Genomic DNA, 25,546 nt, shown 5'->3' with positions numbered 1-25,546 from the left:
CCCGCGCAGGGTGTAACGTGCGTGTTCGCTGTTCAAGAGCAGGAAGCACTCACCGTGGACATGGCAACCCAGCAACCGCCGACGGCGCCAGAGGATTGGGCCGAGGCTCAACCCTTGCTCAGGCCGGTGCTGCGCCCGCAGAGCTACGTCAATCAGTTGGTCAACGCCGGTGCCCAGCCGTGGGTGCGCCCGGTGTTTCCCTTCATCAATGAGATGGTTGTGGTCGACCTGCCTACCGTGCGGACCATGGTGACACCGGCGGAAACGGGTGCCTGGGGCATCACCGGCGATCAGGCCTTCGCGGTGGCCAGGCAGAACCTGTCGGCGCGCCAGCAGACCTTCGCGCCGGGCGAGAAGTTAATGCTGAAGGACGCCGACGGCGGCACCTATATCGATTCGATGATCCTGGCCACCGGCTGGTTGGGTTCGCTGGCGGTGGCCGCCGGCCCCCGCCCGCTGGTGTTTTTTCCGGGCGACGGCGTATTACTGCTGGGCACCGACGCGCCCGACAACGCCGCGGACCTCTTCGAGGTCGCCGAGCAGTTGTACCTCGATGCCGAGCAACCCATCTCGCCGCAGGGTTACACGATCGAAAGCACCATCATCGCGCCGTTCGACCAGGCCGGCCCGCACCCACTGCGCGAGCTGGCGCTGCGGGCCCGAACCCTGCTGGCCACAACGGAATACCGCCAACAAACCGAATTCTTGCGGGAGCACTATGAGCGCGAATTGTTCCCGCAGTACGTCGGCGACGCACAGATGATCGAGACGGCCTGGGGCCGGCGCACCACCGCGGCATGGGGCCAGGGCATCCCCTGGGAATTACCGCAAACCGATTACGTGACTTTTCTGGTCGGCGATCCGTCGAACGTGTCCGACAAGTTCACCGTGCCGTTCGCGACCGTCGTCGACGTGGTGGGCATCCTGCCCGTCGCAGGAATCAATCCGGTCCGCTACCGGGCCAACGAATGGCCCACGCCCGCGCAGCTGACGACCCTGATGGCGCACGCCGTCGATCTCCCGAGCGAATAAGGGTACTGGCCTGAGCCGGGCCGGCGGCCGATCAGTCCGGCGGCTCGCTGGTGGCACCCCGGACAGCCGCTTGTTCCCGGTCGCTGCGGTTGCCGGGAACGCCTTCGGCTTCGCTTTCCTCGGTAACCTTCTCTTCGAGCTGATCGACGATGTTTTCCAGCTCCTGCGCGCGGCTCAGCGGGTCTTTGTCGGGTTTGGTCATATCGCTTTCCAATAGCGTGGGTGGGGACGGGCCCCGGCGCCGGGAACCCGCCGCTATTTCATACCCGATCGAGCGTTCGTTAACCAGAATCGGCAGCCGCGAGACCGACGAGACACAGGGTCGCGGCGGTGGAAGTATCGCAAGAGTGGCTACCGAGAAACCTCAGACCATCGCTTACCCAGCTGCCGACGCCCGCCCGCGTCGCCACCACATCGACCCGCTCGACCCGCACGTCATCGTCCTTTTCGGTGCGACGGGCGATCTGGCGAAACGAAAGCTGATCCCCGGTCTGGCCTACCTGGATCAATCGGAATTGGCGCCCGATATCGAAATCGTCGCCACGTCGTTAGAGGACCTGAGTCAGGAGGAATTTCGCGAGCTCGCCAAGGAGGCGATCGATTCCTTCGGCACGCACAAGCTGACGGACGAACAGTGGGCCAATTTCGCCAGGATCGTCAGCTACGTCCCGCAGGGGGCCGGGCCCGAGGCGCTGGCCGAGGCGGTGGCCCGGGCCGAGGAGAACCTGGGGCCCAACGTTCGCCGCCTGCACTATCTGTCGGTTCCACCCAAGGCGGCGCGCGCCGTGATCACCATGCTGCGCGACGCCAAGCTGGTCGAACGTTCGCGGGTGGTGATGGAGAAACCGTTCGGCACCGATCTGGCCAGCGCGGTGGCGCTGAATGACTTCGTGCACGAAACCTTCGAGGAATCCCAAATTTTCCGCATCGACCACTTCCTGGGCAAGGAAGCCGCGCAGAACATCCTGGCGTTCCGCTTCGCCAACGGCCTCTTCGAGCCGATCTGGAACCGCAACTTCATCAGCCATATTCAAATCGACATTCCCGAGGCCCTGGGCCTGGATCAGCGGGCGAACTTCTACGAAGAGACCGGGGCCTACAAGGACATGGTGGTGACCCATCTGTTCCAGGTGATGGCGTTCGTGGTGATGGAGCCGCCGACCGCGCTCGAACCGTTTGCAATCAGCGAAGAAAAGAATAAGGTCTTTCGGTCGATGCTGCCGGTCAAGCCGTCCAATGTGGTTCGGGGGCAGTACAACGGATATCGCGACGAGGACGGGGTGGCAAAGGATTCCGACACCGAGACCTTCATCGCCCTCAAGGTCGGCATCGACAACTGGCGATGGGCCGGGGTGCCCATCTACCTGCGCACCGGCAAGAAGATGGCCGAGGGCATCCGCGTCATCTCGATCGCGTTCAGAGAGGCGCCGCGGACCATGTTTCCGCCCGGGTCCGGGGTGGGCACGCAGGGCCCCGATCACCTCACATTTGATCTTGCCGACAACTCGAAGGTTTCGTTGTCGTTCTACGGCAAGCGGCCCGGCCCGGGCATGAAGCTGGACAAGCTGTCCATGCAGTTTTCCTCGCAGGAGATCGACACCGTAGTCGACGTGCTCGAGGCATACGAACGGCTGATCCTCGATGCGATGCGGGGCGACCACACGCTGTTCAACACCGCGGAGGGCATCGAGTCGTTGTGGGAGCGTTCGGAAGATCTGCTCACCGATCCACCCCCCGCCAAGCTGTATCAGCCCGGCACATGGGGGCCCAACGCCATTCACCAGCTGATCGCGCCCCACGCCTGGCGGCTGCCGTTTGAGCGGGGGTGGCGCGAGGCCAAGGCCTAACGGCAGCGGCCCCCCCGTCGACAACGCTGGCGCTCAGCTTAATTCGGCACTGAGGTAACTGATCGCTCGACGGAATTCCTTGAGGATTTCGTTGTCGGGCAACACGAATCCGTATCGGGCATAGACCTGTTCGGTGGGGTGGCGGGTGACGTTCCAACCGGTGTCGGCCAGGTGCTCGGCGGCCGGGCGACGCTCGCCGAGCCAGACGAGTTCGGCGACGTCGATGTCGAGTCCGTGCTGACGCCAGGTGTTGCGCATCGCCCGAGCGCGTTCGTCGGTGAACACCCTCATGTCGGTGATGTTCTCCGTGGCCAGCCGGCTGCCCGACGCGCTGAGCGCGGTGACGTTGTCCAGCAGCCGGTCCTGGGCGTCGGGCGGTAGGTAGGGCAGCAGGCCCTCGGCGATCCAGGCGGTGGGTGAGTCGGCGTCAAAGCCACTGTCGCGCAGTACCGTTGGCCAATCTTCGCGAAGATCGATTGCGACGGTCCGGCGCTCGGCTTTCGGTTCGGCACCGATCCGGGCCAGCGTGTCCGTCTTGAAGGCGATGACCTCAGGCTGGTCGACCTCGTATACCACGGTGCCCGGGGGCCACGCCAACCGATAGGCGCGCGCATCGAGCCCGGCGGCCAAGATGACGGCCTGCCGTATTCCGGCGGCGGTGGCGGCGCCGAAGAAGTCATCGAAAAACCTGGTTCGCACCGTCATCTGCTCGCGTCGCTGTTGCAGCGTCATCGGCATGTCGTCGGTCTCGAGCGGAATTTCGTTGTCCAGCATGCGGGTGAAGAACGGGTGACCGACCGCGCGCACCAACGGCTCGGCGAATCGGTCGTCCAGCAATGGGTCCGGCTCGCGGGACGCCAGCGCTCGAGACGCCGCCACCATTGTCGCGGTCGCCCCGACGCTGGATGCCAAGTCCCAGCTGTCGCCCTCGCTGCGCGCCGAGCCCAGTGATGACATTCGCTTCCCCTTCCGGGATCCACTCGCCGCGTCGGCCATTCGCTTGCCGGGCCGCCCACCACCGGCGACTGCATCACCGGTACCGAAGGGTACTTTCTGCCTAGGCCGCGCGCACCCCGCACCCGCCGGCGCGGCTCGTGACTCCCGTCGCGCTCCTCGACCACAGGAAGTGAATCGCTTTCATGGCACCGACCCTGCGCCCGCGCCGATCCGCCCTGTACCTGCCCGGCAATAAACCACGCGCGCTGGAGAAGGGTAAGACGCTGCCGGCAGATGTGCTGATCTTCGACCTCGAGGATGCCGTGGGCCCCGGCGCGAAGGCCGATTCCAGGACGGCGGTGTGCGACGCTATCTCGTCGGAGAGCTACCGGCCGCGCGAGGTCGTGGTGCGCATCAACGGCTTGGACACGCCCTGGCACGGCGATGACTTTTCGGCCGTGGCCGGATCGACCGCCGACGGCGTGTTGGTGCCGAAGGTCGAGACGGGTCAACAGGTTCAAGCGCTGGCCGACGCGCTGGACGCATTGGGAGCACCGGCCTCGTTGCAGCTGTGGGTGATGATCGAAACGCCCCGGGCCTTTCTGCGGGCCGAGGAGGTCGCCTCGGCCAGCGATCGTCTGGCCGGCTTGGTGGTGGGCACCAACGACCTGGTCAACGAGCTGCACGGCCTGCACGTCCCCGGGCGCGCGCCCGCCGTACCCGCCCTCGGCCTGGCCTTGCTGGGAGCGCGGGCGGCCGGGAAGGTCATCTTGGACGGCGTGTTCAACGACATCACCGACGAGGGCGCGTTCCGGGCCGAGGCGCAGCAAGGCCGCGAGATGGGCTTCGACGGCAAGACCCTGATCCACCCGTCGCAGATCGCCCCCGCCAACGAGCTGTTCGGTCCGTCGCACAAAGAGGTGGAGGACGCCCGCAAGATCGTCTCGGCCTACGAGCAGGCGCAGGCGGCCGGCACCAGCGTCATCACCGTCGACGGCCGCATGATCGAGAGCCTGCACGTGCGTGACGCCCAGCGCATCCTGACCCTCTCGGATCTGATCTCCGAGATGGAATCCGCTTCGTAGGGGCAGTCGGACATATCGGGCGGTCGCAGCCGTCGTGCGGCGGCAGCCCGCAACGGGCGTTTGGTGCCGCTCGCACGGTAGGTTGAACGCGTTCGAGGCGACTCGAGAGGAGACAACGTGGGCCAGATCGCGGCCATGGCCGAGGCCGACCGCACCTGGATGATCGACACCCTGCTGGCGCTGCTGCAGACCCCGAGCCCGTCGGGACGCACGGATGCGGTGATGCAGGTGATCGGCGACATCTTCGACCACTTCGGGGTGCCGTTCACGCTGACCCGGCGCGGAGCGCTGACCGCCGAACTGCCGGGGGAGTCCGCGACCATCGACCGCGCCCTGGTGGTTCACTCCGACACCATCGGCTGCATGGTCCGCGACCTGAAGGACAACGGCCGCCTCCAACTGGTTCCGGTCGGCACCTTTTCGGCGCGGTTCGCCGCGGGCGCCCGGGTGCGCATCTTCATCGACGACCCCGACGAGTTCATCACCGGCACGGTCATGCCGCTGAAGGCCAGCGGGCACGCGTTCGGCGACGAGATCGACACGCAACCCACCGACTGGGATCACGTCGAGGTCCGCATCGACCGCAAGGTGTCCACGCGCGACGACCTGGTTCGCCTCGGCCTGCAAGTCGGTGATTTCGTGGCATTGATCACCAGCCCCGAACTCACCGCGGACGGTTTCATCGTCTCGCGCCACCTGGACGGGAAGGCGGGCGTCGCCATCGCGCTCGCGCTGGCCAAGAATTTCTCCGAGAACAACGTGGTGCTGCCACACCGCACCACGATCATGGTCACCATCACCGAGGAGGTCGGCCACGGGGCCAGCCACGGCCTGCCCGCCGATGTCGCCGAGCTGGTCTCGGTGGACAACGCGGTGTGCGCACCGGGCCAGCATTCCCTCGAGGACGGCGTGACGATCCCGATGGCCGACCTGCACGGCCCGTTCGACTACCATCTGACCCGCAAACTCTGCCGGCTCGCACACGAGCAGGGAATCCCGTTCGCCCGCGACGTTTTTCGCTTTTACCGATCCGATGCCGCGGCGGCTATCGAGGCGGGAGCCAACACCCGCGCCGCGCTGGTCGGCTTCGGCCTCGACGGCAGCCATGGCTGGGAGCGCACCCACATCGATTCGCTCGAGGCGGTCTACAACCTGCTGCACGCCTGGCTGCAGATGCCGCTGACGTTCGCCAAGTGGGACGCCAAGCCGACCGGCAGTCTGCGCGATTTCCCGTCCTCGGAGCAGCCCGCACCGAGCGAGCGGTGGGTGCCGCTGTCCCGTGGGGATTACGAAAGCCCCGGCGAGGCGTCGCCCGGTGCGGTCTGGCCACCGTCGGAGGGGCCGCAGGCCTGAGGCCGCTACATCTGGGCCCAGACGATCTTGGTCTGTAGATAGGTCTCGATGCCGGCCTTGCCCGACTCGTGGCCCCAGCCGGACTGCTTGTAGCCGCCGAAGGGCATCGAGTGATCGTAGGGAAAGGCGCAGTTGAGCCCGACGGTTCCGGCCGCCAGACGCTTGGCCAGCCGGTGGGAGCGGCCAAGATCCTTGGTCCATGCACCGTCATCGCCTCTCCTCCTCACCGGTCTGAATGCGGCAGAAGTTACGCGCTTAACCCCACGCTGTCTACGACACTCGGCAAAGGAGTGCCCCGGCGCCCCGGCGCTCACCGGTCGCGGGCGATGCGATCGGCGCGCCAGCACCGCGACTGCATAGGGACGTCGATTGCGTCGGCGCCGGGAAAACGCTCGGTCAAGATGGCTCGGGCGTTGTCGAGTCGCCACGCGCGGTCGCCGGGGGAGGCGATGATCAACCGGCTGTAGGTGGCGAGCATCGCGACGATGTCGTCGATCGTCATCGTCCGCACGAACCCGAACGTCTGCCGCGCGACATTGTGGAAAATCTGCGGATCGGGCAGTACGACGTTCTCGTGGCGTCGGCGGAAGCGGTCGGGCGCATCCAGTTCGGACGTGTCGTCCTCGGGTAGCACCTCAAGGTCGCGGACCCAGTCGACGTCGCGATCTCGACTGGTCCAGATCAGCCCGAACCGCCCACCGTCGCGCAGCACGCGACCGATCTCCGGGACGGCCCGGTCGGGGTCCATCCAATGCCACGCCGAGGAGACGAAGACCGCGTCGGCGGAGCGGTCCGGGAGGGGAATCGCCTCGCCGGTGCCCGCCACGGCGCGAACCCCGGGAGACCGCTCGCCCAGCACCGCTCGCATCCGCGCATCGGGCTCGACGGCGACCACTTGCGCCGCCCGGCCGATGAGCGTGCGGGTGAACAGGCCGGTGCCAGCACCGACATCGACGGCCACCTCGCAATCTGATGGCAGCAGCCAGTCCACCGCCTGCTGCGGAGGGTGCGGCCGCAGGCCGTCGTAGTCCTCGGCGATCGAACCGAAAGACATCGCGCGTTCTTGGCGATCAGTCACACGCGACAAGGTAATCCAGCTCGCTGTGCAAGACATGAGGAGCGGTCCGGCCTCACCACAGCGCGCCGTGATTGACGAGTGCATCGGCGATAAGACCGGTTCCGAAAACCAGGAACAACAGCCGCACCGACATCGGACCGTAGCGGGTGAGGGCACGCACGATCGCGCGCTGAATGCGCTTGGCCCGCATGGTTTTTCTCATCGACAGGGCTAGTATCAGCAGCGGCGGCGAGAGGGCGATACCCCAATAGACGAGTATGACCAACGGCCAGAGCGGCGGTCGTGGGTGTAGCGCGGCGAGCATCGCCAAGCCGGTGAGGTACGGCACGGCGGTCGGCGCTTGGCCGCTGCCCACCGCCAGCCCCAGAAAGCCCAGCAGCCAGGGCCGTTGACGCATCGCCGCCAGCGCCCAGCCGGGTGCCGACGATTGGGCGGTCAACGGAAAGTAAGCCAGACAGATCAGCGCGATCCCCAGCAACAGTTCGCCCCGGAAACGAACGGCCGGTGTCAGGTGAAAGTCGAGGACCTCGGTGATGAAGCCGATGCCCAGGACGGTGCACACGCCGAAGGTGGTCGTCACCGCGAACACGCCCGCGACGTAGCTCAGGGCGCCGGGGACCGGCGATCGGCGACCCAGGCGGCTGTCGAAGATGACGGCCGAAACCACTCCGACGTTGAGCACGTTGAGCGAGTCGAGAAACGCCAATCCGGCAAGCGCCAGTGCCAGGGCCGCCACGCGTCCGCACCGGGCCTAGTGCGCGGATTCACCGGCCGCCCGCAGCGGGCTGCGCACTGGCGACGGCAACAGGATCAAGGCGGCGATCATGCTGCAGAGGATACGAGTTCGGGTGAGAATGTGTCGGCCGAGGCTTGGCGGCTCCCGCCGGTGATCACGGCAACAGGCCGTCGGAACCCTGCCAACCCGCCGCGCCGTCTCGAGGAGAGAGCCGAATGGGATTGCTCGACCACAAGACCGCCGTCATCACCGGCGCCAACTCCGGGATCGGGCTGGCCACCGCGCAACGGTTCCTTGACGAAGGCGCCGACCGGGTGTTCATCACGGCCCGGCGCCAGCCTGAACTCGACGCCGCGGCAAGCACATTGGGACCTCGTGTGACTGCCGTGCGCGGCGACGTCGGAATGCCGGCAGATCTGGACCGGCTCTACGCCGCGGTCGCGGCCGCCGGCAGCGGCCTCGACATCGTGATGGCCAACGCCGGATCGACGAGGGTCGCGCGGCTGGGGGAGATCACCGATGACGACCTCGACGCACTGCTGACCACCAACGTCAAGGGAGTCGTCTACACCGTGCAAAAGGCATTGCCGCTGCTCAACGACGGCGCCTCCGTCATTCTGACGGGCTCCACCACCGCCGATCGCGGCCGCCCCGGCCTCAGCATCTACGCCGCCACCAAGGCCGCCGTCCGATCACTGGCCCGGGCCTGGGCCAACGAACTCGCCGACCGCAACATCCGGGTCAACGTCATCGTGGCCGGGTCCACGGCCACTCCCGGAAGCGATACGCTGGCCGCGCAGACCGATCCCGCCGCCTCGATCGAGGAGTTCCGCGCCGAACGCATCACCACGATTCCGCTGGGCCGCTTCGCCGATCCGACTGAGATCGCCAATGCCGCAGTGTTTTTGGCCAGCGATCTGTCAAGCTTCAGCACCGGATCCACCGTCACCGCCGACGGCGGATTCAACCAGGTCTGACAGGCTCGCCCGGCCGCTCGGCGGCGTCGTGTTCGGCCGCCGAGCCCTGCTTCATCGCAACCGACAGGCGGCGGCTTGCTAAGACGGCGATCGAGCACATGACCTGCTCAGATTACATTGGCGATCGCCGCGGGGCGGCTAACCGCGGCCGATGCGAATCAGTGCCGGGCACACCCACTTACCATGCGAACCGCGGCTGACCTGGTCGGCGAACGGCGCCACACATTGATAGCTTGTAGGTCTGGCTGCAACCCCACCGGTCGGCACCCTGATCGACCTGGACAACTGCGCGCGTGAGCCGATCCACGTCCCCGGAAGCATCCAGCGGCGCGGTGTGCTCGCGGTGGTGCATGACCCGCGTTCGACGTGCGCCAGGTCAGCGCCAACGTTGCCGACCTGCTCGGCCGTCCCGTCGACGCCGTCCAGGGCCGGCACCTGTCGGCGCTCATCGGTTCCGAGCAAGCCGGCCGCATCGAGCAGGCCGCCGCGACATTCGGCGGCCTGCGCCAGAACAACCCGCTCGAGATCACCATCGAAGTCGCCGGTGAGCCGCGGGCCTTCGACGCGATCCTGCACCGCGCCTACGACGAGGAATACAGCGGCGACCGCGATGGCCTCGGGGCACACCGACGACGACGTCACCATCATCGCGCTGCTTCGTCCGTGAACTCGCGTTAAGCGATTCGTACATCGGCGCCCTCTCGACCCACGGCCATCTACAGTTCGACGAATAGCGAACCGTAACCGCCCCTAGAGGACACGAAGATGGCGAAAAGTGTTGCGACCAAAAACGACAACGAAAAGATCGTGGTCGATTTCATACATGCCGCTTACGGCGAGAACATGGACGTCGACGCGATGACCGCACTCATGGGCGACGACTTCGTCTGGCAGCTGCACGTGCCGCTGTCACCGGTCGTGCGTGGACGCGACGCGGCGCGCGCGGAACTCGAGAAGCACAACACCCTGGCGACGGGCATGATCGAGGGGAGCGAAATCCGCACGATCGTGTCCGATAACGACACCGTCGTCGTCGAGCGAGTCGACGTGAACGCCATGAACGGTGCGGCCGTCACCTTTTACGTCACCGCGATATTCGAGGTGCGTGACGGCGCGATCACGCAGTGGCGTGAGTATTGGGACACCACTCACGTCGCTCAACAACTCGGCGTAGATCCCGCACTCATGTTCGCGCCGCTGGCCGATTAGCCTGCGGCACAGACAATTTCGCGGGCCGGGCTAGCCGGTGGCGCTGAGGATCTTGATCGCGAAGACAAGCGAGTCGCCGGGCTGAATCCCGGCGCTGGGCTGACCCTCGGGGTAGCCATCCGCGGGGACCATCGCCACGGCGACCGTCGATCCGACCTGCTGCCCCGCGATGGCCTTCTGAAAGCCCGGCACCACGCCGGTGAGCGGGAAGTCGACCGGGGTGCCGCGCTGGTAGCTGTTGTCGAAGACGGAGCCGTCACGCCCGTTGACACCCATGTAGCAGACGGAGACCCGGGCGGTGTTCGAGACCACCGGCCCGGCTCCGGCGTGCAGCGTGTGCACCTCGGTCTGGCCCACGCTGAACGGTGTCGTCACCTTCACCACCGGAGCGGCAGTGTCTGTCGATCCGGTGACCGCGACGCTGCCCGTGGTACCGCTCAACGTCCAGTCCGGCGTTGCACCGTTTTGCGGCGTTGCGGTCGGGCATGAGCCGGCCGCGGTGGCCGTGCCCGCTCCGGCGAGCGTCGATGCGGTTGCTGCGACCGAAGCCGCGAGCACGAAGAACGAATACATCCGAAAGGACTTCACGGCCGTCACGCTACAGCCAGTTACTGCGTCGCCAGGTGGGGGTCCTCAGGTGCAGAGGCTGGGGGCATCACACACGTTGCCGGGGCAATAGATCGAGTGGGCGGCGTTGACCAGGCTTCCCACGTCCAGCAAGGTCACGCCCTTGGTGTCCAAGCGGGCGTGCAGGTCGTCGGCGATCTGTTGCGGCGTCCACCCCCAAGTGAGGTCGTAGCACACGTCGTGCGCCTCGGCAATGAGTGCCTCTTCCGTCTTCGGCGGCCAGGTGAGACCGACGGCGCGCAGTTGCGCGAGGTACGCATCGTCTTGGGGGGTCGCGGCCGCAACGCCGGCGGTGCTGAGCAATGCCGCGGCGGCCAGCGGGGAAATGGCAAGTGCGGCCGGCCATCGAAATGAGGGCATCCGATTCCGTTCCCATCCTGAGGTGCGATTGAGGCCGCCAAAAGCGCGCTATAGACATGCAGAATAGCTGGGAGTTCGCACAGACGGCTCGCCAAGGTTCTCGGCGTGTGCGGGCGGGCTAGCGGGGGGTTGCGGCCAATTCGCGTGCGGCCGCATCGAAGGCGCGCAGGGTGTCGGACATGTGCGGTTCATGAGTCTCGAGCTGCGTGGATAACTTGGCGGCGACCACCTGCGCGGCGCGGTTGACATAGATCATCTGACCGCACATGCCTTGGCACAACACGACATTGCTGCCCGGGTAGGGGAACCACATCTGGTTGCGGTACATGCCGCCGGGCATCTCGTTGTCGTCGGGACTGGCGGCGAACGCCTGGCGCGAGTCGTGTCCGCCGTCGAGGGTGTCGGCGATCCACGCCGACGGCACGACTTGCCGGCCGGTCAACGAGACGCCGTCACGCACGAACAGAGCCCCGAACCGGAGCATGTCGTTAAGGCAGGCGCTGATGCCACCGTCGAAAAACCCGGTGCCCTCGGCGTCGACGCCGATGGTGGCGTCACATTGCGCGCCGATGCGGCTCCACAGCAAGTCCGATATCAACTCCGGCATCCGTTGGGCAGCGGCTACCTCGCAAACCCAGCCCAGCACATCGGTTTCACAGGAACGGTATTCGAATGGTCCGCCATGGGCGCGCCTTTGGCGCAAGCTCAGTAGAAACTCACGCAGCGTGGCAGGAGCGTCCGGATTTCTCCTGGGTGCCCACCCCATTGCCTGGTCGAGGAGGTGTATCTGCGCGGCCGGGTCGTCGTAGTTCTCCGAGAACGCGATGCCCGACCTCATGTCAAGCAGGTGACGCACTGTAGCACCGGCGTAGCCGCAATTCTGTAACGCGGGAACATATTTCGTGACCCTGGCGTCGAGATCGATCGCGCCGGCCCCGTGCAACACGCCTACCACCGCGCCCACCAGCGACTTGCTCACCGAGAACAACAGGTGGGGGGTTTGGGCGTCCAAGCCGTTGAGATATTCCTCGGCCACCATCGCGCCGCGGTGGACGACGGCCCAACCGTCGGTGCCGGCGCCGGCCAGTACCGCGCCGACGCTGGTGGCCGGGCCGTCGGTGCCGGTCAGCGGGATCCCGGACAGATCGGCGGTAGCTGCGGGCAACGTCGCGACCGGCCCGGTGCCGCGCGAGATGACCGCGGTCGGCACGAAGTCTTCGACATGCTGGAAAGACCACCGCGCGTATGGCGCTGACAGCCAGTTGTCCAGTGAGATGCCCGCCGGGGTGCGTTTCACGCTCGTGCGACGAGCCGAGAAACGATGGGAGCGGCCGGCGTCAGGGGCGTTGAGACGAACTTCGCCTTCATCCCCTTGACCCAGCGCTGACAGCGCTCGCTGAGCCGATAGTCGTCCGTCTGCAGGTGTGAGCGGGTGACGAGCACGCCGAGTTGGGCGCCCTGCGAACGTAAGTCGCCAGGCGCCGCGACCCGCATGTAGAAGGCCTCGGAGCCGTCGAGCAGCGTGGCCCAGTCATTGGCGGTTCGCGAGAAGGAGACCCGACCATCGTCGTCGATCCGCCATACCCCGGTGCGTGGCGTCGCGGTGAAGAGCTCGATATCCGGCGACGTCTCCGTGATGATCACCTGGCCCCAGACCTCGTCTTCGCCATAGCCCCGCTCCCAGCGCGAATTGATCTCCTCGATGTCGAGCTCGTACTCCACATCCATGTACTCGAGCAGGTGAAAGAGGAACAGCGGCATGTCGGCGTAGGCCTCGGTGGTGAGGTTTGTCATGGGGCTGGCGCCGGACAGGCGCGGATTCACCTCGCCGAGGTAGAGCTCGTCGGCGTCAAGGTCGTGCAACAGGTCCACCTCGAAGTAGCCACGGTAACCCTCGCGGCGCATGACATCGCCCAGCTTTGCCACCATCTCTCGCGCGGCCCGGGTCTGGGCGGGCGGCAGCACCTCACGCCAGATGTCATTGCCACACCAGCTGCCCCGGCTTGGAGTCAGTTCCGAGTAACCGACGAGACTCGTCATCGCGGGGCCGACCACCGTGCCGTGCCGGGTCACGGCACCCTCGAGGCATACCTCGACGTTGCGGATTCGCTTCATCACCTTGAGGTCTTGGCCCACGAGATCACCGGCGTGCTGGTCCCAGTTGCGCTGACCGTGCACAAAGAACGTCCCGCTGCCGGCGTTGCCGTAAGCGATCGAGATGACGAGGTCATCTCCCAATCCGGCGTTTTGCGCGAGCTCCAGCAGTTCGTCGTAGGAGCCGGCCCGCCCGATCGTGTTGGGCACGCTCGGCACCCCCGCCTCGTCGGCCAGGCGGGTCATGACGATCTTGGAGCCCAGGCGCTGGCGCAACTCGATCGGCGGATGCATGACTTCGAGGCCCGCCGACCGCGCGAGCGCCTGGATTTCCTCGTTCAGCATCACAAAGCAGCACTTGCCGCCGGGACCTTTACCGGCGATGAACTCGATCGTCTCGGGATCCGACAGCAGGTGGCTGCACACCTCGTCCATCGAGTCGAAATCACGGCGGTCGCGCCGCCGGGGGACGAATACGCGCGAGTGGGTGCCCTCGAAAGAGTCAAAGTAGGTCAGGTAGAAGAAGTTTCGTATCCAGCGGTCGACGCCGAGCAGGTTGAACGGGGTGGGCGAGATGAAAAACAGCGGCACCTTGTTCGTGTGGAAAAACGCGCGTATGTCCGAGAGGCCGTTAAGTGTGCGGCGCGGCTCAGGGTCACCCATGTTCACGCCGTCCGCGCTGACGTCGGAGGCAAGGAGGACTGCGGCATCGGCAAGGGCACGGGGGCCGGTGCGACGGTGATGAAATCACGTAGCTGCATTGCACAATTGTGCGCCCCGCCCCTGGACGATGTCTGTGGATCTCCGGGGATGGCCGTTCGCTCAACGTCCCCGGTGCTTGCCGGGATGTTTTCGTCGGTCGAGGGCGGCGATGTGAAGGACGGGTCGACGCCGCCCGCGGATCAGGCTCGGTGACGTGACAGGCCAAGTGGGCCAGTGAGCTCGATGAGTCATTCTCATGGTTCTGGACGAGCAGATTGAGGAGCAGGACCAGCTGACTTATGGCTGGCGGTGTACCGCTCGAGACCGCCGCGGGGCTCGGGCCCGGCGAATACTGCGACCAGGAAGATGACATACCACGCGATCAGGAAAGCGATCAGACGTGAGGGGATGTCGGCGAGCGTCGGGCTAGTCAACGTGACGAGACTCGTCATCAGGCCGCCGACCGCAAATCCGCCGTTCCAGGCGAATGCGGTCCCGGTGGCGCGCACTCGGGTGGGGAACGACTCGTTCAGATAGATCATCAGCGGCCCGTAGATCGCGTTGGAGCAGAAGACCAGAATTAGCGAGTAGAGCAGGATCAGCGCCGGCGAGGTTGCGTCGAGCCGGGTGATCTGCCAATACACCCAGGGCACAACGACAATGGCTAACGATCCCGAGGCGAGCAGCGTCTTCTTGCGGCCCAGGACCTCGCTCAGCGCCCCGGAGGCCACGCCGCCGATGACGACAACGATGCTGATCCAGATCAGGAAGTTGCTTGCCTGAGTGCCGCTCAGCTTGTTGATCTTCTGATACACGGTGGGCAGGTAGCCCGAGGTCAGGTAGTACGAGGCGCCCGCGCTGGAAACCACCAGGAAGTTGAGCGAGAGCGATCGCCTGTCGCGTTCAAAGAGACTGCGGATGGGGGCCTTCGTCAGCTCACCGGCCGCCCGCTGCTGCTGCCACGACGGGGGCTCGTCGGCGTTGCGCAGGATGACCAGGCTTACCAGCGCACCGAGCAGGCCGGTGAAGAACATGCACCGCCAACCCCATACGGCGAACGTTGCTGCGGGAAAGGCGATGTGGAGCAACAGATTCACGATCGACGCCAGCACCGCGCCGACGGCCGGGCCGCCACCCCCCACCACCCCCGAGATCACGCCGCGCACGTTGTTGGGCACCGTCTCAGTGGCCAGGGTATGCGTCGACGCGACGATGCCGCCCACGAACAACCCCTGCACCAGTCGAAGCAGGATGAACGCGATCGGTCCGGCGATACCAGCGGCGGCGAAGGTGGGCACCGCTCCCATCAGCGCGGTCGACAGGCCGGCGCCGACGGTCGTGATCACCAGGAGGCGTTTGCGTCCGAGCCGGTCGGCGTACGGGCCGAAGACGAAGGAACCCAATGGGCGCATGACCAGGCTGACCGCGAACGACGCGTACACCGCGGCCAGGGACAGCGTGGGGCTTTTCGCGGGGAAGATCAGTTCGCTGATGGCCGACGCCACAAACAGCAGGATGAACAGGTCGTAGAGGTCGAACGCGAAGCCGACAACCGAGGCGAGAACCGCTGACCAGAGCCGACTTCCGCGGACTTGGGTTTCTCTGTAATCCGCCGGGCCGGAATCGGTTGCCGGTATCGATGACGACGTGGTTACCATGCCGCTCCTCAGTCCTTCGTCGCCGCTGCCAACGCCTGGCCGCCCAGCCGCCGTGCGGCCTCGCGCGGATCGTCGGCGGCCGTGATCGCTCTGCCCACAACGGCGTAACGTCGGCAGCCGGGCGCCGCGGCAAAAGCCTTAGCAATGCTGCCGCCCAACGGGCCGATTCCCGGCAGGAACAACCCCGGTCGGTCGATGTGCTCGCGCAGGAACCGGCTGTGCCGACCGACCAGCGCGTGGTCGTGGGCCGGCAGCACGAAATCGGCGGCACCGTGGCCGAGAGCGGCGGCGAGGATGCGGTCGAGCGCGTCGTCGGCAACGTAGCCGCCGCCGCTCACGGAGTATTCGTCGAATGGCAGCGCGCCCCCGACGACCGGCACCAGGCCCACTTGTCGAGCCTGGCAGACGAACTCGCGCACCGCCCCCGGCCCGCCGAGCGGAAACAGGATCAGGCTGTCGACTCCGGCTTCATGGCACACCGCCGAGAATCTGCGGGCCATGTCGGGGATGTCGAGCCCAGCCTTCTGGTGGTCGTAAACGATTGGCAAATCGGAGATCTCGCGGATCGCCCGTACCGCGCCCGGGAGGCCGAGGCGCAGAACACCGGCTATCCCGAGCTTGTAGGCGACGATGCCGTCGACGTCGGTGGTCAGCTCGACGAGGCGCTTGAGGGCGTCCACGGAGTCGACGTCGAGGGCGGCAACGACGCCGCTGTCGGCCTCAGGCACGGACGATGTCTGCCTGCAGCGCCCGGGAGATGAATCGTTGTGCGCTGGGCTTGATCTCGCCGATGTCGAGGCTGAGGTCGATGGCCTCGACGCTGTGGGTGAGGTCCCCGATGGAAATGATGTCGACACCCAGCTGAGCCCACTCGACGATGTTGTCCTCGCGGACACCGCCCGACGCCTCGGTCAGCGCCCGCCCCGCAATCAACGCCACGGCTTGCCGCATGGTGTCCAGATCCATGTTGTCGAACATGATGATCTCGGCTCCGGCGGCGATGGCCTCCTCGATCTGGTCCAGCGTCTCGCATTCCACTTCGATTCTGAAGGTGTGCTGCGCCTCGGCGCGCAATGTCCGCACCGCCTTGGTGATGCTGCCGGCGATCTTGATGTGGTTGTCCTTGACCAGGACCGCATTGTGCAGTCCGAACAGATGGTTGTGGCCGCCACCCACTCGGACCGCGTACTTCTGCAGGACGCGCATACCCGGCACACCTTTGCGTGTGTCGACTATGCGGACACCGTAGGGCTCAACCAATCTCGCGTAGCGGCGGGTCTTCGTCGCGATGCCCGAAAGGTGCTGGAGCCAGTCCAGCGCGGCGCGCTCGATGGCGAGCAGCGTCAGCGCGCGAGCCTCGATGCGCAGAAGCACGTCGCCAGGGCGGATTTCGTCGCCGTCGCGTACCTCGGCGGAGACGCGGGCATCGGGCTCAACCGTTTTGATGGTTTCTTCGGCAAGCAACAGCCCACACACCACACCCGGCTTCTTCGCATAGATCAGCGCCGAGCTCCGGTCGTCGGGCCCTGCCAAAAAGCCACCGGTCGTGTCACCCGCACCCAGCTCCTCGCGGAGTCCCTGCTCCACGAACGGCCGGACCATGAAACTCGACAGTTGCATCCAATTCACCTCGCGCTCAGGCCCGCAACGGCTCCGGCGGTGCGGGAACTCAAACAACCGGAGCCGCGGTGCTCCGGCACCCAGTAGACGAGGCTGATGCGACACAGCCTTTGCCGCGGATGTCCGCGAACCGCTCACCGAGGCACTACGTGAGTCGAGACTAGGGGGTTGGCCCATCCCTGTCTGCGGTAAAAAACGCGGCGAGCCGAATGCCTAGGGCCAAGCGGCGGTTGGCGGCGCAGCGAGGCCACGTTGTCACGAAAGGTCCTGCCCGAGCCGCCCTCTGGATCGGTGCAACGTACGCAATCCTCTCGTCCTGCGCGCACCGCGCTGTCAACGCACGCCGCGGTCAGGGTAGCGGCCACCGACAACCAGGTCGCTCAGTGGCTGCAGCTGCGCAAGCGCGTCCTCATCAAGTTCGACGTCCAGGGCGGCAATGTTCTGTTCGAGCCGGTTGGCGTGGCGGGTACCCGGGATCGGTGCGACGGGAACCCCCAGTCGAGGGGCCTGAGCGTAGACCCAAGCCAGGGCGACCTGAGCGGGCAGCGCACCGAGCCGCTCGGCCACGTTGCGCACCGTCTCCGCGATCACCTGGTTTTGCTTGGCAGCGTCACCGGTGAATCGGGGGGTGCGGGCGCGGAAGTCGGTGGGATCCAGCGCCGCGGTTTGGACCGCTCCGGTCAAAAAGCCCCGTCCCAGCGGTGAGTACGGCACGAGGCCGACCCCGAGTTCAGCCATGACTGGCGTCACCTGCTCGACCTCCCGGGTCCACAGTGAGTATTCGCTTTGCACGGCGGCGATCGGATGCACGGCATGGGCGCGCTGCAGCAGCTCGACGCTGACTTCGCTAAGGCCCAGGAATCGCACCTTGCCCTCGGTGACCAGTTCGCCCATCGCGCCGACCGTGTGCTCGATCTCGGCGTTCTGCGGGGGACGGTGCAAGTAGTACAAGTCGATATGGTCGATTCCGAGTCGCAGCAGCGAGGACTCGCAGGACCGCTTCACATACGGCGGATCGCCACGGTGGACCCGCCGGTCGTCGCCGCTGCTGCGGTCGACCCCGAATTTGGTGGCGATTTGGACACTGTCGCGCTGACCGACGACGCCGCGGCCCACCAACACCTCGTTGTGGCCCGATCCATATTGATCGGCGGTGTCGAACAAAGTGACGCCCAACTCGATGGCCCGATGGATGGTCGCGATGCTGGTGTCCCAGTCCGAGGCCCCGTAATACTCGCTCATGCCCATACAGCCCAAGCCCTGGGCGGAAACATCGAGACCGCCGAGATTAATTCGCTTCATTCGGCTCCTTTCGTTGAATGCTGCTGAGGGGCAAGATGTTTGACCTCAGCCGTTCACGAATTGCACTGCGTCGTGGTTCGATTCGACGGGGCCGGCGCAGCAGACCGTGCCGCACCCACTGTGCAATCTTCTACCGCCGCACGCTTTCGGTGCCACCGATGCCGACATTGCTCATTTGCTCGAACCTTGCCTCGTGGCGACCGACCTCGCCTACAGGGAGGTCCTCAGCGGTAAGGCGCACCACGCCGCGTACTTTCGGCTGCAGATCGACGACACCGTGGTCGATGGGATGGACTACATCCCGCTCCACGCGGACGGCAAGATCGCCGAGGTGACCATATGGTGGCGCCCGCCGCCGTCCGCCGTCCAGATGCAGGGGCGCCTTGCGGGCCTCCTCGGCATGCAGCCCTGGGAACTCCGCACCGACACGGAGTAACGCTGACGAACGGGTGGCGACCGCTACAACACCGCATCACTTCACCATTCAGGCTGGAAGCTCCGAGGCCTTCCACCGCAGGGCTAGCGCGGTGGCGATGAGCGCCGCGCAGGTGGCGGCGGCGCCAATGCCGTATCTAAGGAGTTGCCCCTCCGAAAGGCCGTCGGTCTGGTTGCCCTTCATCACCGTCCGGGCTGTAGCCGGCCGGCGCCATCGGCACCTATTTGGTGTTGGTGACAACGACGGTCTGATGGACGAAGGTGTTTTCCACGGCGGAGCGGAGGAGGAAGTCGGCGGCGTTTGCGCGAGAGGTCGAGGGGAGGATCGGCAATGTCGTGACATCCTCGAGCGCGATCGCGGTGTAGCGGCCGCCGACCCCGTCGTTTAAGGCCCCGGGGTATTCGACGGTCCATTTCAGGCCGCTGGCTTTCAAGAGCGCTTCGGACGCGGCCTTGTCCTCGTATTTTTTGCGGAGCGCAGTGCGAAATATCAGTCCGGCAAGCAACGATGCCTTGGCGAGGGAGTCGCCGACTCCGAATGCGGACACGATGACGAACCGGTCAACACCCGATGTTTTCGCCGACGCGATGACGGCGCGGACTGTGTCCGTGATCAGGGTCGGGGTTTCCCGGACGCTTTTGACTCCGAGCGTGCTGATGATCGCGTCGTGCCCTCGGGCTGCCGCGGCGAGCGTAGCGGCGTCGGTGACGTCGCCGTTGACGATTTGGGCTCGCAGGTCGACGGTCGCGTCGGGCCGCCGAACGAGGGCGGTGACCTGGTGGCCCTGGTCGAGTGCCTTTTCGACAAAGCGAACGCCGGTACCGCCGGTTGCTCCGAGCACAAGAAACTTCACAGTATTTCGCTTTCTATAGAACGGATGAAACGGATGAATGGCCGTCATGGTGAGCGGCCGCGCATCGCGGTAATCACTCAGTCATCGCCGATGGATCGTCAGGATCCTCCATCAGGATAATCAGATTTCCTTACTAATGTCAAGCCTGGTTCCATCAAGATGCCTGTTTATCCGCTATGTTAGTCAGTAGATCTGACTACCGTCGCCTTTCGCATTCGAGGGGTCGGTGGCGATCGGACGCGGTGGCGGTGACATAGGGTGTGAGTTTCGTGGGATCAGGTGGGCGATGGAGCCGAGGGTGGCATGGGCGACGAGCAGCGGAGTGATCTAGGGGTGTCGTTGTTCATCCCGTACCGATACGCCGAAGACCGCATTTTCCGGGCGCTCCAGGCTGCTGGATTCGACGACTGGACCCTTGCCCAGTGCCGCGTGTTTCAGCGCATCGCCCCGGAGGGTTCGCGCCTCACAGACCTTGCTGAACAGGCGCAAATGAGCAAGCAGAGCGCGGGTGTGCTGGTCGATCAACTAGAACGTTTGGGCTATGTCCGCCGGGTCCCCGACCCCGCGGATGGCCGCGCCAGATTGATCGTGGTCGAGCAACGTGGCCAGCGTGCGATCGAGGTAGCCATGGCAACACTCGACGACATTCACTCGGAGTGGAAGGCCTACCTGGGTACCCGCAACTTCACACTGCTGCAACAGATTTTGGATCAACTTCGCGAGATCACCGACCCCTACGCGCGGTAGTGTCGCCGCGCCTGTCGGCTCGGGTCGAATGTGCGAAAGATCTGTGGCTTAGCTCGGTCCTGCCTGGCCGGCAACACCAAGGTCTGGGTCGTGGCGGGTAGGCGCTACAGGGTGACGCTGAGCGAACCGGCGCTCGTGCCGCTCAATGACTGTCTTACAAAATGTCGTACACTGTTGCTATGGCTGACACGATTACCTTCCGGACGGACGAAGACACATCGAAGGCGCTGGAGGTCTTGACCAAAGACGGCACGGCCGTGTCGGTAGCCGTTCGATCTGCTCTCATCGAGGCCGCACGTCGGAAGGCCAACGCGGCGGTTCGCGCCGAGGCGGAAAGGCTTGCCGAAGACGAATCCGACCGCGCTGAGGCCATGCAGGTGCTCCGCGATATGGAGACGCTGCGTGCGTGGTGAGGTCTTTCGGTTACATGCCCCGCGGGGGAGTCGCGGTCACGAGCAGTCCGGTTCCCGATATGCCGTGGTAGTCCAGTCAAATCAACTGCCCCTGTCGACCTGGCTGGTTGCACCGACGTCCACGTCGGCTCGTGCCGCCAGCTTCCGGCCCGAGGTTGAAATCGGCGGCGTCAACACCCGGGTACTTGCGGAGCAGGCCGCAGCGGTCGACCCAGGCCGGCTCGGCAAGAGCGTCGGGCTCCTAAGCTTCGACGAGATGCGCCGCGTTGACGCGGCACTGCGCATCGTCCTCGATCTCTGAGCGCTGCACTAACGCGTCGGATGCAGACAATTGGAATACTGCAGGACCGAGCTCCGCGATGCGCTGATGCACAGCGTGATAGCGAATGCGGCGTGCTGGTAACCCGCCGTATGCGATTTTCGACCATACCTCCTCACGCGCGCGAAGAGCCGGGAAACGATCGGCGCGGCGGGCGTAGGGACGGACGAAACCTGTCGTCCCGCAACACCTCTCGGACGATCGTGCATCGGCGGTGACCCAGCCGCCGACCACCACCGACAGGCGTCAACGTTCACGGATCCGCTCGATAGGCTGATGCGCGTTGTCGGGCTGGTTGTTGTCGATCATCAACCGGGCGGACGGGTCGCCTCGGCGAGCCAGGAGCTTCAGCGTCGCGCGAGCCAGCCCATACCCCACCAGCCAGTGCGATCGGGTTCTGAGGGCCGTCTCCGCATTGTTCGCCCTCACCTCGCAGATTGGTATAAAGGCGCGCGTCAAAGTCGCCGACGCTAGGGATCCCGGTGGTACTCGTCCTTCATCAAGACCTCGACGCCACGGCAGCACTCATGATTTGGCCTCAGTCGTCGGTGATCCGTACGCGGCTGCAATAGCGGGGGAGTCGGGCCACCCCGAGTAGGTCGGCCGCGACGGCCAGCCTGCCGGCGAATCCAGCCATTCCTCTTGACGGCCCCACGGCAGGATGTCGATCAGCCCGAACGAGTGACTGAGTTGCTCGGTGCCTCGTCCGTTCGTATGCCAGGTGCGGTACACCGTCTCGCCGTCGCGCAGGAAGACGTTCACGCCGAAACCGCCGCCGGGCGGCGCGTCCATGTCCGCGGCGAACGGGCTCTGCGATGACGAGTACCACTCCATCCGGTTGCCGACTTTCCGCTTGTACGCCAGCGCTTCCTCGATCGGTCCATTGGTGACGATGATGAACCGGGCGTCGTAGTTTTCGAGGAATTCCAGTCGGGTGAATTGCGACGTGAAGCCGGTGCACCCGCTGCACTGCCATTCCGCGCCGTCGGCCCACATGTGGTGATAGACGATCAGCTGTGATCGGCCATCGAACACGTCGACCAGGCGGACGGGCCCGCCGGCACCCACCAGGGTGTAGTCGGGCAACTCGACCATCGGTAGCCGTCGCCGCTGGGCGGCGATCGCATCCAATTCGCGGGTGGCGGCCTTCTCGCGTCGGCGCAGTTCGTCCAGAGCGGCACGCCAGGTGTGGTGATCGACGATTTGCGGCAACGCCGTCTGGTCGGGGGGCATGGCTCCACCTTTGCTCTCGATTTATCTGTCCGAAAGGTCTGACCGGTGGCGTGTCCGGAATTCATCGGCCTTATGGCGCCGCCGTGGACATGGCGCCCCCGGCCTCCGCTCGATCACCGTGTTCTTGACGCCCTTGCCCGGGCTGGGTTCGATAAGCGGATAGCCACGAGGGAGGTCCCAATGAGGCCATTCATTCGCCAAGTTGTGGTCATTGTCATGCTCGCGTTCGCATCGATGGCGGCTGTGACGGTGCTGACGCCGGCGGTGGGCAGGGCCGACTGCGCCGACGGCGAGTGGTGGGACCCGACCGGTAAAGTCTGCCGGCCGCTCGGGGTCGGGCCGCAACCCTTGGCGTGCGATCCGGGCCAGTGGTGGGACCCGACGGCCAATGTGTGCCGGCCGTTGGGTGTCGGGCCCCAGCCGCTCGCGTGCGACAACGGCTGGTGGTGGGATCCGGGCGCCAACGAATGCCGTCCGCCGGCGGGCTAGGACGTATACGGGGATTCTCGGTGCTCAAGGAACTCACCTTCCTGCCCGGCGACGTCCGGGCCATGGAAGCCGTGGGCACGGTGACGGCCGACGACTACGAGCAGGTCTTCGCGCCGATAGTCCGTCAAGCGCGGCGCAGCGGCCGGCGCCTGCGGCTCCTCTACCAGTTCGGGCCGGATTTCAATCGCCTCACGCCGGGTGCGCTGTGGGCCGACACCCGGCTCGGCGCGGGTTACCTACGGCTCCTCGATGGTTGCGCCGTCGTGACAGATCTCGACTGGATCCGGGAACCGACCCGCGGTATCGGCGCATGGCTGCCGTGCCCGCTGCGCGTCTTCGACAACGACGCGCGCGATGACGCCATCGCGTGGCTTAATTCGCTACCGGAAGGACCCGCCGTGTCCGCCCGCGATATGGCGAAAGCCTACCTTGGCGGATCAGTCGGTGCGCTCGGACGCCTTGCGGCGCTTGCTATCTCGAAAGGAATCAAGGCCCGCGACGGGAGTCGTTGATCGAAGCCTTGCGGGACCGCCAGTCGATATTCACAGAGTTCCTGAGCACGTGAGCGGATTCGGGTGCGACGCCATGCGCCCGCGGCACCGAACCCGGCTGGGCTTGCGCGGGACCGAGGGAGAGCCCCAGACCGGCCACCGCGACACCGCCCGACAACAGCGCCGTGCCAACGATTTTCTTCGCGATTCGGTTGATGTCCACAGCAGTGCCCTTTCGCTGGTATCGGGAATTCAACGCCGAAACTCACGAAAGTTTTGCGCTTTCGCGTAACTACCGATCCCAACAAATGAGTGAGCGCGTCACACCCCGGCCGGAACCAATGCCGCCGGCGTCCGCATCTCACGGCGGAAGGCCTGCAGATCCTGCTGAGCGAACGGCGGGTCGGACTTAGAAAACGCCTCATCAGGCATCAGCTGACCGAAAACCGGCTTGTTATCGGCACTTTCACGATTCGCGTTGAAGGTTGCGGACATCGAGGACGTCAGCCCCAGTAGGCGAAGATGCATGCGGGCCGCGGTTCGCTCTTGAGGGACACGAGCTTGTCGCCGTCCATGATGATGGTGCAGGTGAGGGGAGTGTCTCCGCCATCGGCGGATACCTGCGACTCCACTTCGTTGTAGACCGGGTACTGCTTTTCCCACGGCAGGGGCACATTGGTCTCGGTCTGCTCCGGGCCTCCGTTGATCCGGTAACGGATCGTGACCGGGGCGCTGCCCCCGCTGACCTTCATCACCGCCGTTCCGACCGGCGGACCGGCGGGCGCCGCGGGACTTTGCGCCGACGGTGTCGACGTCGCGATTCGCGAGGTGGTATCGACACCGTCAGCGGGACGCACCGCGTATCCGGTGGTGCTCTTGGTACATGCCGTCGCGAGAACGGTCGCGAATGAAAGGCTGACTACTACCGTGGCGGCAGAACGACACGAATGCATTTCCAGAGCCTAATGTCCGGCCGGTGTGTTCGGGGTTGAGACGACGGCTCGGAAATCCCACTAAAGGTGGTGCACAGCAAAATCCGCGCCCTGATCAACCATGCCATTTGCCGCGTAGAGCGTGTGAGCGAGCCCGGGCGGTCCGGGAGGTGCGCCATCACAGATGTTGTCATCGGGGGCGCACAACTGAATTGTCTTGCTCGCGTAAAGGGGCCCGATCGTAATGGGCGGCGCGCCGGCGCCGCGCATAAAGTCGTTGGACGGTGTTCCGAATAAAACGACGGCGGCCACGTGAGTAGCTATCGCCTGCGGCAGCGGTTGCGGGACATAGGAGGCGAACTCCTGCGGCACCTCCTTGGGCACCGCAGCGGAAGTGACGAAGCCCGACACGGCGGCGCCTTGGGAATAGCCACCAAGCACGATTCTGGTGCTCGGGCAGTTCGACGCCGTGGACTCGGCATGAGTGCCGGCGTCCCTGATCCCATCCACGACAGTTCTGGCGAAAGCGATGCCACCGTTGAAGTCGCTACTCGCCTCGTAATTGACCGGGTAAACCCCCACCGACTTGCCGCCCACCCGTGACCGGAGCGCATCGACGAACGCCTGCCCGATTCCGCCGACCCCAGGTGGCTCGCCGGTGCCGCGAGCGAACACCACTTCGACGTCAGGACATGGCTCGGCGGAAGCCACTGGACCGGCTGCACAAGCAAGCCCGGCAAAGGCTGTTACCGCCGCGGCGACGAGACAACAAATCGAACGTAGCGTGCTCATGTCTGCGAATGCCCAGCCGCCATTGGGCCGAAACCAGACCGATTGAAAGCCTGGTTCGGCCCGCCAGTGCGAGCTGTTGTACCGACGCGACCAGTGTCAGCCGGCGGCTACTCCGAGGGGTGGATCCACACTGGCCGTCGGGATGCATGGTCAAGTCCAGGGACGTGGTGTACGGGGTCGTCTTGTGATTCTTCGAGATGATGGTTCAAGCGGTCAGTGCCGCAG

The 25,546-nt window shown here is 65.5% G+C and carries 31 protein-coding genes and 1 pseudogene; 13 read left to right on the top strand and 19 right to left on the bottom strand.

Features of this window, described 5'->3' with window-relative positions:
- Positions 1-54 precede the first annotated feature (54 nt).
- Positions 55-1,032 carry a DUF1444 domain-containing protein gene (locus tag BST14_RS17540; RefSeq protein WP_083065660.1) on the top strand — a complete coding sequence of 326 codons (978 nt, stop codon included), beginning with the start codon at positions 55-57 and terminating at the stop codon, positions 1,030-1,032.
- 31 nt (positions 1,033-1,063) lie between these two features.
- On the opposite strand, the gene BST14_RS30405 is transcribed toward BST14_RS17540, so the two are convergent.
- The gene (locus tag BST14_RS30405) at positions 1,064-1,246 is read right to left on the bottom strand and encodes a hypothetical protein (RefSeq protein WP_211280746.1); all 183 of its coding nucleotides are present in this window, start codon (positions 1,244-1,246) and stop codon (positions 1,064-1,066) included.
- Between the two features lie 133 nt (positions 1,247-1,379).
- Between BST14_RS30405 and zwf the strand changes: the two genes are divergently transcribed.
- Entirely contained in the window at positions 1,380-2,879 is a 1,500-nt protein-coding gene (gene zwf / locus BST14_RS17535) for a glucose-6-phosphate dehydrogenase (protein ID WP_083065659.1), read from the top strand.
- 33 nt (positions 2,880-2,912) lie between these two features.
- On the opposite strand, the gene BST14_RS17530 is transcribed toward zwf, so the two are convergent.
- Positions 2,913-3,836 (bottom strand): class I SAM-dependent methyltransferase, encoded by a 924-nt coding sequence (locus BST14_RS17530; RefSeq protein ID WP_083065658.1) that lies wholly within the window; start codon positions 3,834-3,836, stop codon positions 2,913-2,915.
- A 182-nt stretch (positions 3,837-4,018) separates the two neighbouring features.
- Between BST14_RS17530 and BST14_RS17525 the strand changes: the two genes are divergently transcribed.
- Together BST14_RS17525 and BST14_RS17520 are read left to right on the top strand one after the other, a co-directional pair.
- Positions 4,019-4,900 (top strand): HpcH/HpaI aldolase/citrate lyase family protein, encoded by an 882-nt coding sequence (locus BST14_RS17525; protein ID WP_083065657.1) that lies wholly within the window; start codon positions 4,019-4,021, stop codon positions 4,898-4,900.
- Between the two features lie 117 nt (positions 4,901-5,017).
- Positions 5,018-6,253 (top strand): osmoprotectant NAGGN system M42 family peptidase, encoded by a 1,236-nt coding sequence (locus BST14_RS17520; protein WP_083065656.1) that lies wholly within the window; start codon positions 5,018-5,020, stop codon positions 6,251-6,253.
- A 5-nt stretch (positions 6,254-6,258) separates the two neighbouring features.
- Here BST14_RS17520 and BST14_RS17515 read toward each other — a convergent pair.
- The 3 genes and pseudogenes from BST14_RS17515 to BST14_RS17505 all read right to left on the bottom strand — a co-directional run.
- Positions 6,259-6,456, bottom strand: a pseudogene (locus BST14_RS17515) (aldehyde dehydrogenase family protein); the annotation flags it as partial.
- Positions 6,457-6,563: 107 nt separating this feature from the next.
- Entirely contained in the window at positions 6,564-7,331 is a 768-nt protein-coding gene (locus BST14_RS17510) for a class I SAM-dependent methyltransferase (protein ID WP_083065655.1), read from the bottom strand.
- Between the two features lie 52 nt (positions 7,332-7,383).
- Positions 7,384-8,067: a GAP family protein gene (locus BST14_RS17505; RefSeq protein ID WP_083065654.1), complete on the bottom strand. Its 684-nt coding sequence runs from the start codon at positions 8,065-8,067 to the stop codon at positions 7,384-7,386.
- Between the two features lie 215 nt (positions 8,068-8,282).
- On the opposite strand from BST14_RS17505, the gene BST14_RS17500 reads away from it, so the two are divergent.
- The 3 genes from BST14_RS17500 to BST14_RS17490 all read left to right on the top strand — a co-directional run bounded on the left by BST14_RS17500 (position 8,283) and on the right by BST14_RS17490 (position 10,253).
- Entirely contained in the window at positions 8,283-9,044 is a 762-nt protein-coding gene (locus BST14_RS17500; protein WP_083065653.1) for an SDR family NAD(P)-dependent oxidoreductase, read from the top strand.
- Positions 9,045-9,410: 366 nt separating this feature from the next.
- Positions 9,411-9,722 (top strand): hypothetical protein, encoded by a 312-nt coding sequence (locus BST14_RS31595; protein WP_306460722.1) that lies wholly within the window; start codon positions 9,411-9,413, stop codon positions 9,720-9,722.
- 87 nt (positions 9,723-9,809) lie between these two features.
- A complete protein-coding gene (locus tag BST14_RS17490) occupies positions 9,810-10,253 on the top strand; it encodes a limonene-1,2-epoxide hydrolase family protein (RefSeq protein WP_083065652.1) in 444 nt (147 codons plus the stop codon).
- Between the two features lie 30 nt (positions 10,254-10,283).
- Here BST14_RS17490 and BST14_RS17485 read toward each other — a convergent pair whose 3' ends face one another.
- The 8 genes from BST14_RS17485 to BST14_RS17450 all read right to left on the bottom strand — a co-directional run bounded on the left by BST14_RS17485 (position 10,284) and on the right by BST14_RS17450 (position 18,616).
- Positions 10,284-10,826, bottom strand: coding sequence for an FKBP-type peptidyl-prolyl cis-trans isomerase (locus BST14_RS17485; RefSeq protein WP_142279448.1), 543 nt, complete (start codon positions 10,824-10,826; stop codon positions 10,284-10,286).
- Between the two features lie 60 nt (positions 10,827-10,886).
- Complete coding sequence (locus BST14_RS17480) at positions 10,887-11,240, bottom strand: DUF732 domain-containing protein (RefSeq protein WP_083065650.1); 354 nt, start codon at positions 11,238-11,240, stop codon at positions 10,887-10,889.
- Positions 11,241-11,358: 118 nt separating this feature from the next.
- The gene (locus BST14_RS17475; protein WP_083065649.1) at positions 11,359-12,537 is read right to left on the bottom strand and encodes a serine hydrolase domain-containing protein; all 1,179 of its coding nucleotides are present in this window, start codon (positions 12,535-12,537) and stop codon (positions 11,359-11,361) included.
- Positions 12,534-13,997, bottom strand: coding sequence for a biotin carboxylase (locus tag BST14_RS17470; RefSeq protein WP_083065675.1), 1,464 nt, complete (start codon positions 13,995-13,997; stop codon positions 12,534-12,536). The genes BST14_RS17475 and BST14_RS17470 overlap by 4 nt, the downstream gene beginning before the upstream one ends.
- Positions 13,998-14,290: 293 nt before the next feature.
- Entirely contained in the window at positions 14,291-15,694 is a 1,404-nt protein-coding gene (locus tag BST14_RS17465) for an MFS transporter (protein WP_083065648.1), read from the bottom strand.
- Between the two features lie 8 nt (positions 15,695-15,702).
- Entirely contained in the window at positions 15,703-16,422 is a 720-nt protein-coding gene (locus BST14_RS17460) for an orotidine 5'-phosphate decarboxylase / HUMPS family protein (protein WP_083065647.1), read from the bottom strand.
- Positions 16,415-17,314 carry a carboxylating nicotinate-nucleotide diphosphorylase gene (gene nadC / locus BST14_RS17455; protein ID WP_083065674.1) on the bottom strand — a complete coding sequence of 300 codons (900 nt, stop codon included), beginning with the start codon at positions 17,312-17,314 and terminating at the stop codon, positions 16,415-16,417. The genes BST14_RS17460 and nadC overlap by 8 nt, the downstream gene beginning before the upstream one ends.
- Positions 17,315-17,647: 333 nt before the next feature.
- Positions 17,648-18,616 (bottom strand): aldo/keto reductase, encoded by a 969-nt coding sequence (locus BST14_RS17450; RefSeq protein ID WP_083065646.1) that lies wholly within the window; start codon positions 18,614-18,616, stop codon positions 17,648-17,650.
- Positions 18,617-18,809: 193 nt separating this feature from the next.
- Here BST14_RS17450 and BST14_RS17445 point away from each other — a divergent pair, with 193 nt between their 5' ends.
- Positions 18,810-19,052, top strand: a complete 243-nt coding sequence (locus BST14_RS17445) for a hypothetical protein (RefSeq protein ID WP_245845468.1) — start codon at positions 18,810-18,812, stop codon at positions 19,050-19,052.
- Between the two features lie 48 nt (positions 19,053-19,100).
- Here the strand turns inward: BST14_RS17445 and BST14_RS30090 are convergent, their stop codons facing one another.
- Together BST14_RS30090 and BST14_RS17440 are read right to left on the bottom strand one after the other, a co-directional pair.
- On the bottom strand, positions 19,101-19,238 hold the full coding sequence (locus tag BST14_RS30090; protein ID WP_158085882.1) for a hypothetical protein: 138 nt from the start codon (positions 19,236-19,238) through the stop codon (positions 19,101-19,103).
- Between the two features lie 34 nt (positions 19,239-19,272).
- Positions 19,273-19,953 (bottom strand): NAD(P)-dependent oxidoreductase, encoded by a 681-nt coding sequence (locus tag BST14_RS17440; protein ID WP_245845466.1) that lies wholly within the window; start codon positions 19,951-19,953, stop codon positions 19,273-19,275.
- Between the two features lie 255 nt (positions 19,954-20,208).
- On the opposite strand from BST14_RS17440, the gene BST14_RS17435 reads away from it, so the two are divergent.
- From BST14_RS17435 to BST14_RS17425, 3 genes are all read left to right on the top strand, one after another.
- Positions 20,209-20,652 carry a MarR family winged helix-turn-helix transcriptional regulator gene (locus BST14_RS17435; protein ID WP_083065644.1) on the top strand — a complete coding sequence of 148 codons (444 nt, stop codon included), beginning with the start codon at positions 20,209-20,211 and terminating at the stop codon, positions 20,650-20,652.
- A 179-nt stretch (positions 20,653-20,831) separates the two neighbouring features.
- A complete protein-coding gene (locus BST14_RS17430; protein ID WP_083065673.1) occupies positions 20,832-21,065 on the top strand; it encodes a hypothetical protein in 234 nt (77 codons plus the stop codon).
- Positions 21,055-21,366 (top strand): type II toxin-antitoxin system PemK/MazF family toxin, encoded by a 312-nt coding sequence (locus BST14_RS17425; RefSeq protein WP_083065642.1) that lies wholly within the window; start codon positions 21,055-21,057, stop codon positions 21,364-21,366. Before BST14_RS17430 ends, BST14_RS17425 begins: the two co-directional genes overlap by 11 nt.
- 543 nt (positions 21,367-21,909) lie before the next feature.
- On the opposite strand, the gene BST14_RS17415 is transcribed toward BST14_RS17425, so the two are convergent.
- The gene (locus tag BST14_RS17415) at positions 21,910-22,617 is read right to left on the bottom strand and encodes a DUF899 domain-containing protein (protein ID WP_083065639.1); all 708 of its coding nucleotides are present in this window, start codon (positions 22,615-22,617) and stop codon (positions 21,910-21,912) included.
- Positions 22,618-22,797: 180 nt separating this feature from the next.
- Between BST14_RS17415 and BST14_RS17410 the strand changes: the two genes are divergently transcribed.
- Both BST14_RS17410 and BST14_RS17405 read left to right on the top strand, forming a co-directional pair.
- Positions 22,798-23,106: a hypothetical protein gene (locus BST14_RS17410; protein WP_083065638.1), complete on the top strand. Its 309-nt coding sequence runs from the start codon at positions 22,798-22,800 to the stop codon at positions 23,104-23,106.
- Between the two features lie 20 nt (positions 23,107-23,126).
- The gene (locus BST14_RS17405; RefSeq protein WP_083065672.1) at positions 23,127-23,618 is read left to right on the top strand and encodes a SpoIIAA family protein; all 492 of its coding nucleotides are present in this window, start codon (positions 23,127-23,129) and stop codon (positions 23,616-23,618) included.
- 300 nt (positions 23,619-23,918) lie between these two features.
- Here BST14_RS17405 and BST14_RS30085 read toward each other — a convergent pair whose 3' ends face one another.
- From BST14_RS30085 to BST14_RS17390, 3 genes are all read right to left on the bottom strand, one after another.
- Positions 23,919-24,092, bottom strand: a complete 174-nt coding sequence (locus BST14_RS30085; protein ID WP_158085881.1) for a hypothetical protein — start codon at positions 24,090-24,092, stop codon at positions 23,919-23,921.
- Between the two features lie 8 nt (positions 24,093-24,100).
- A complete protein-coding gene (locus tag BST14_RS17395; protein WP_245845464.1) occupies positions 24,101-24,454 on the bottom strand; it encodes a hypothetical protein in 354 nt (117 codons plus the stop codon).
- A gap of 156 nt (positions 24,455-24,610) precedes the next feature.
- On the bottom strand, positions 24,611-25,321 hold the full coding sequence (locus BST14_RS17390; RefSeq protein WP_083065633.1) for a cutinase family protein: 711 nt from the start codon (positions 25,319-25,321) through the stop codon (positions 24,611-24,613).
- Positions 25,322-25,546: the final 225 nt, after the last annotated feature.

The organism is Mycobacterium arosiense ATCC BAA-1401 = DSM 45069, assembly GCF_002086125.1.
Classification (GTDB): domain Bacteria; phylum Actinomycetota; class Actinomycetes; order Mycobacteriales; family Mycobacteriaceae; genus Mycobacterium; species Mycobacterium arosiense.
The sequence above is the reverse complement of the archived record's forward strand: the minus strand, read 5'-3'. Positions and strand labels throughout refer to the sequence as shown.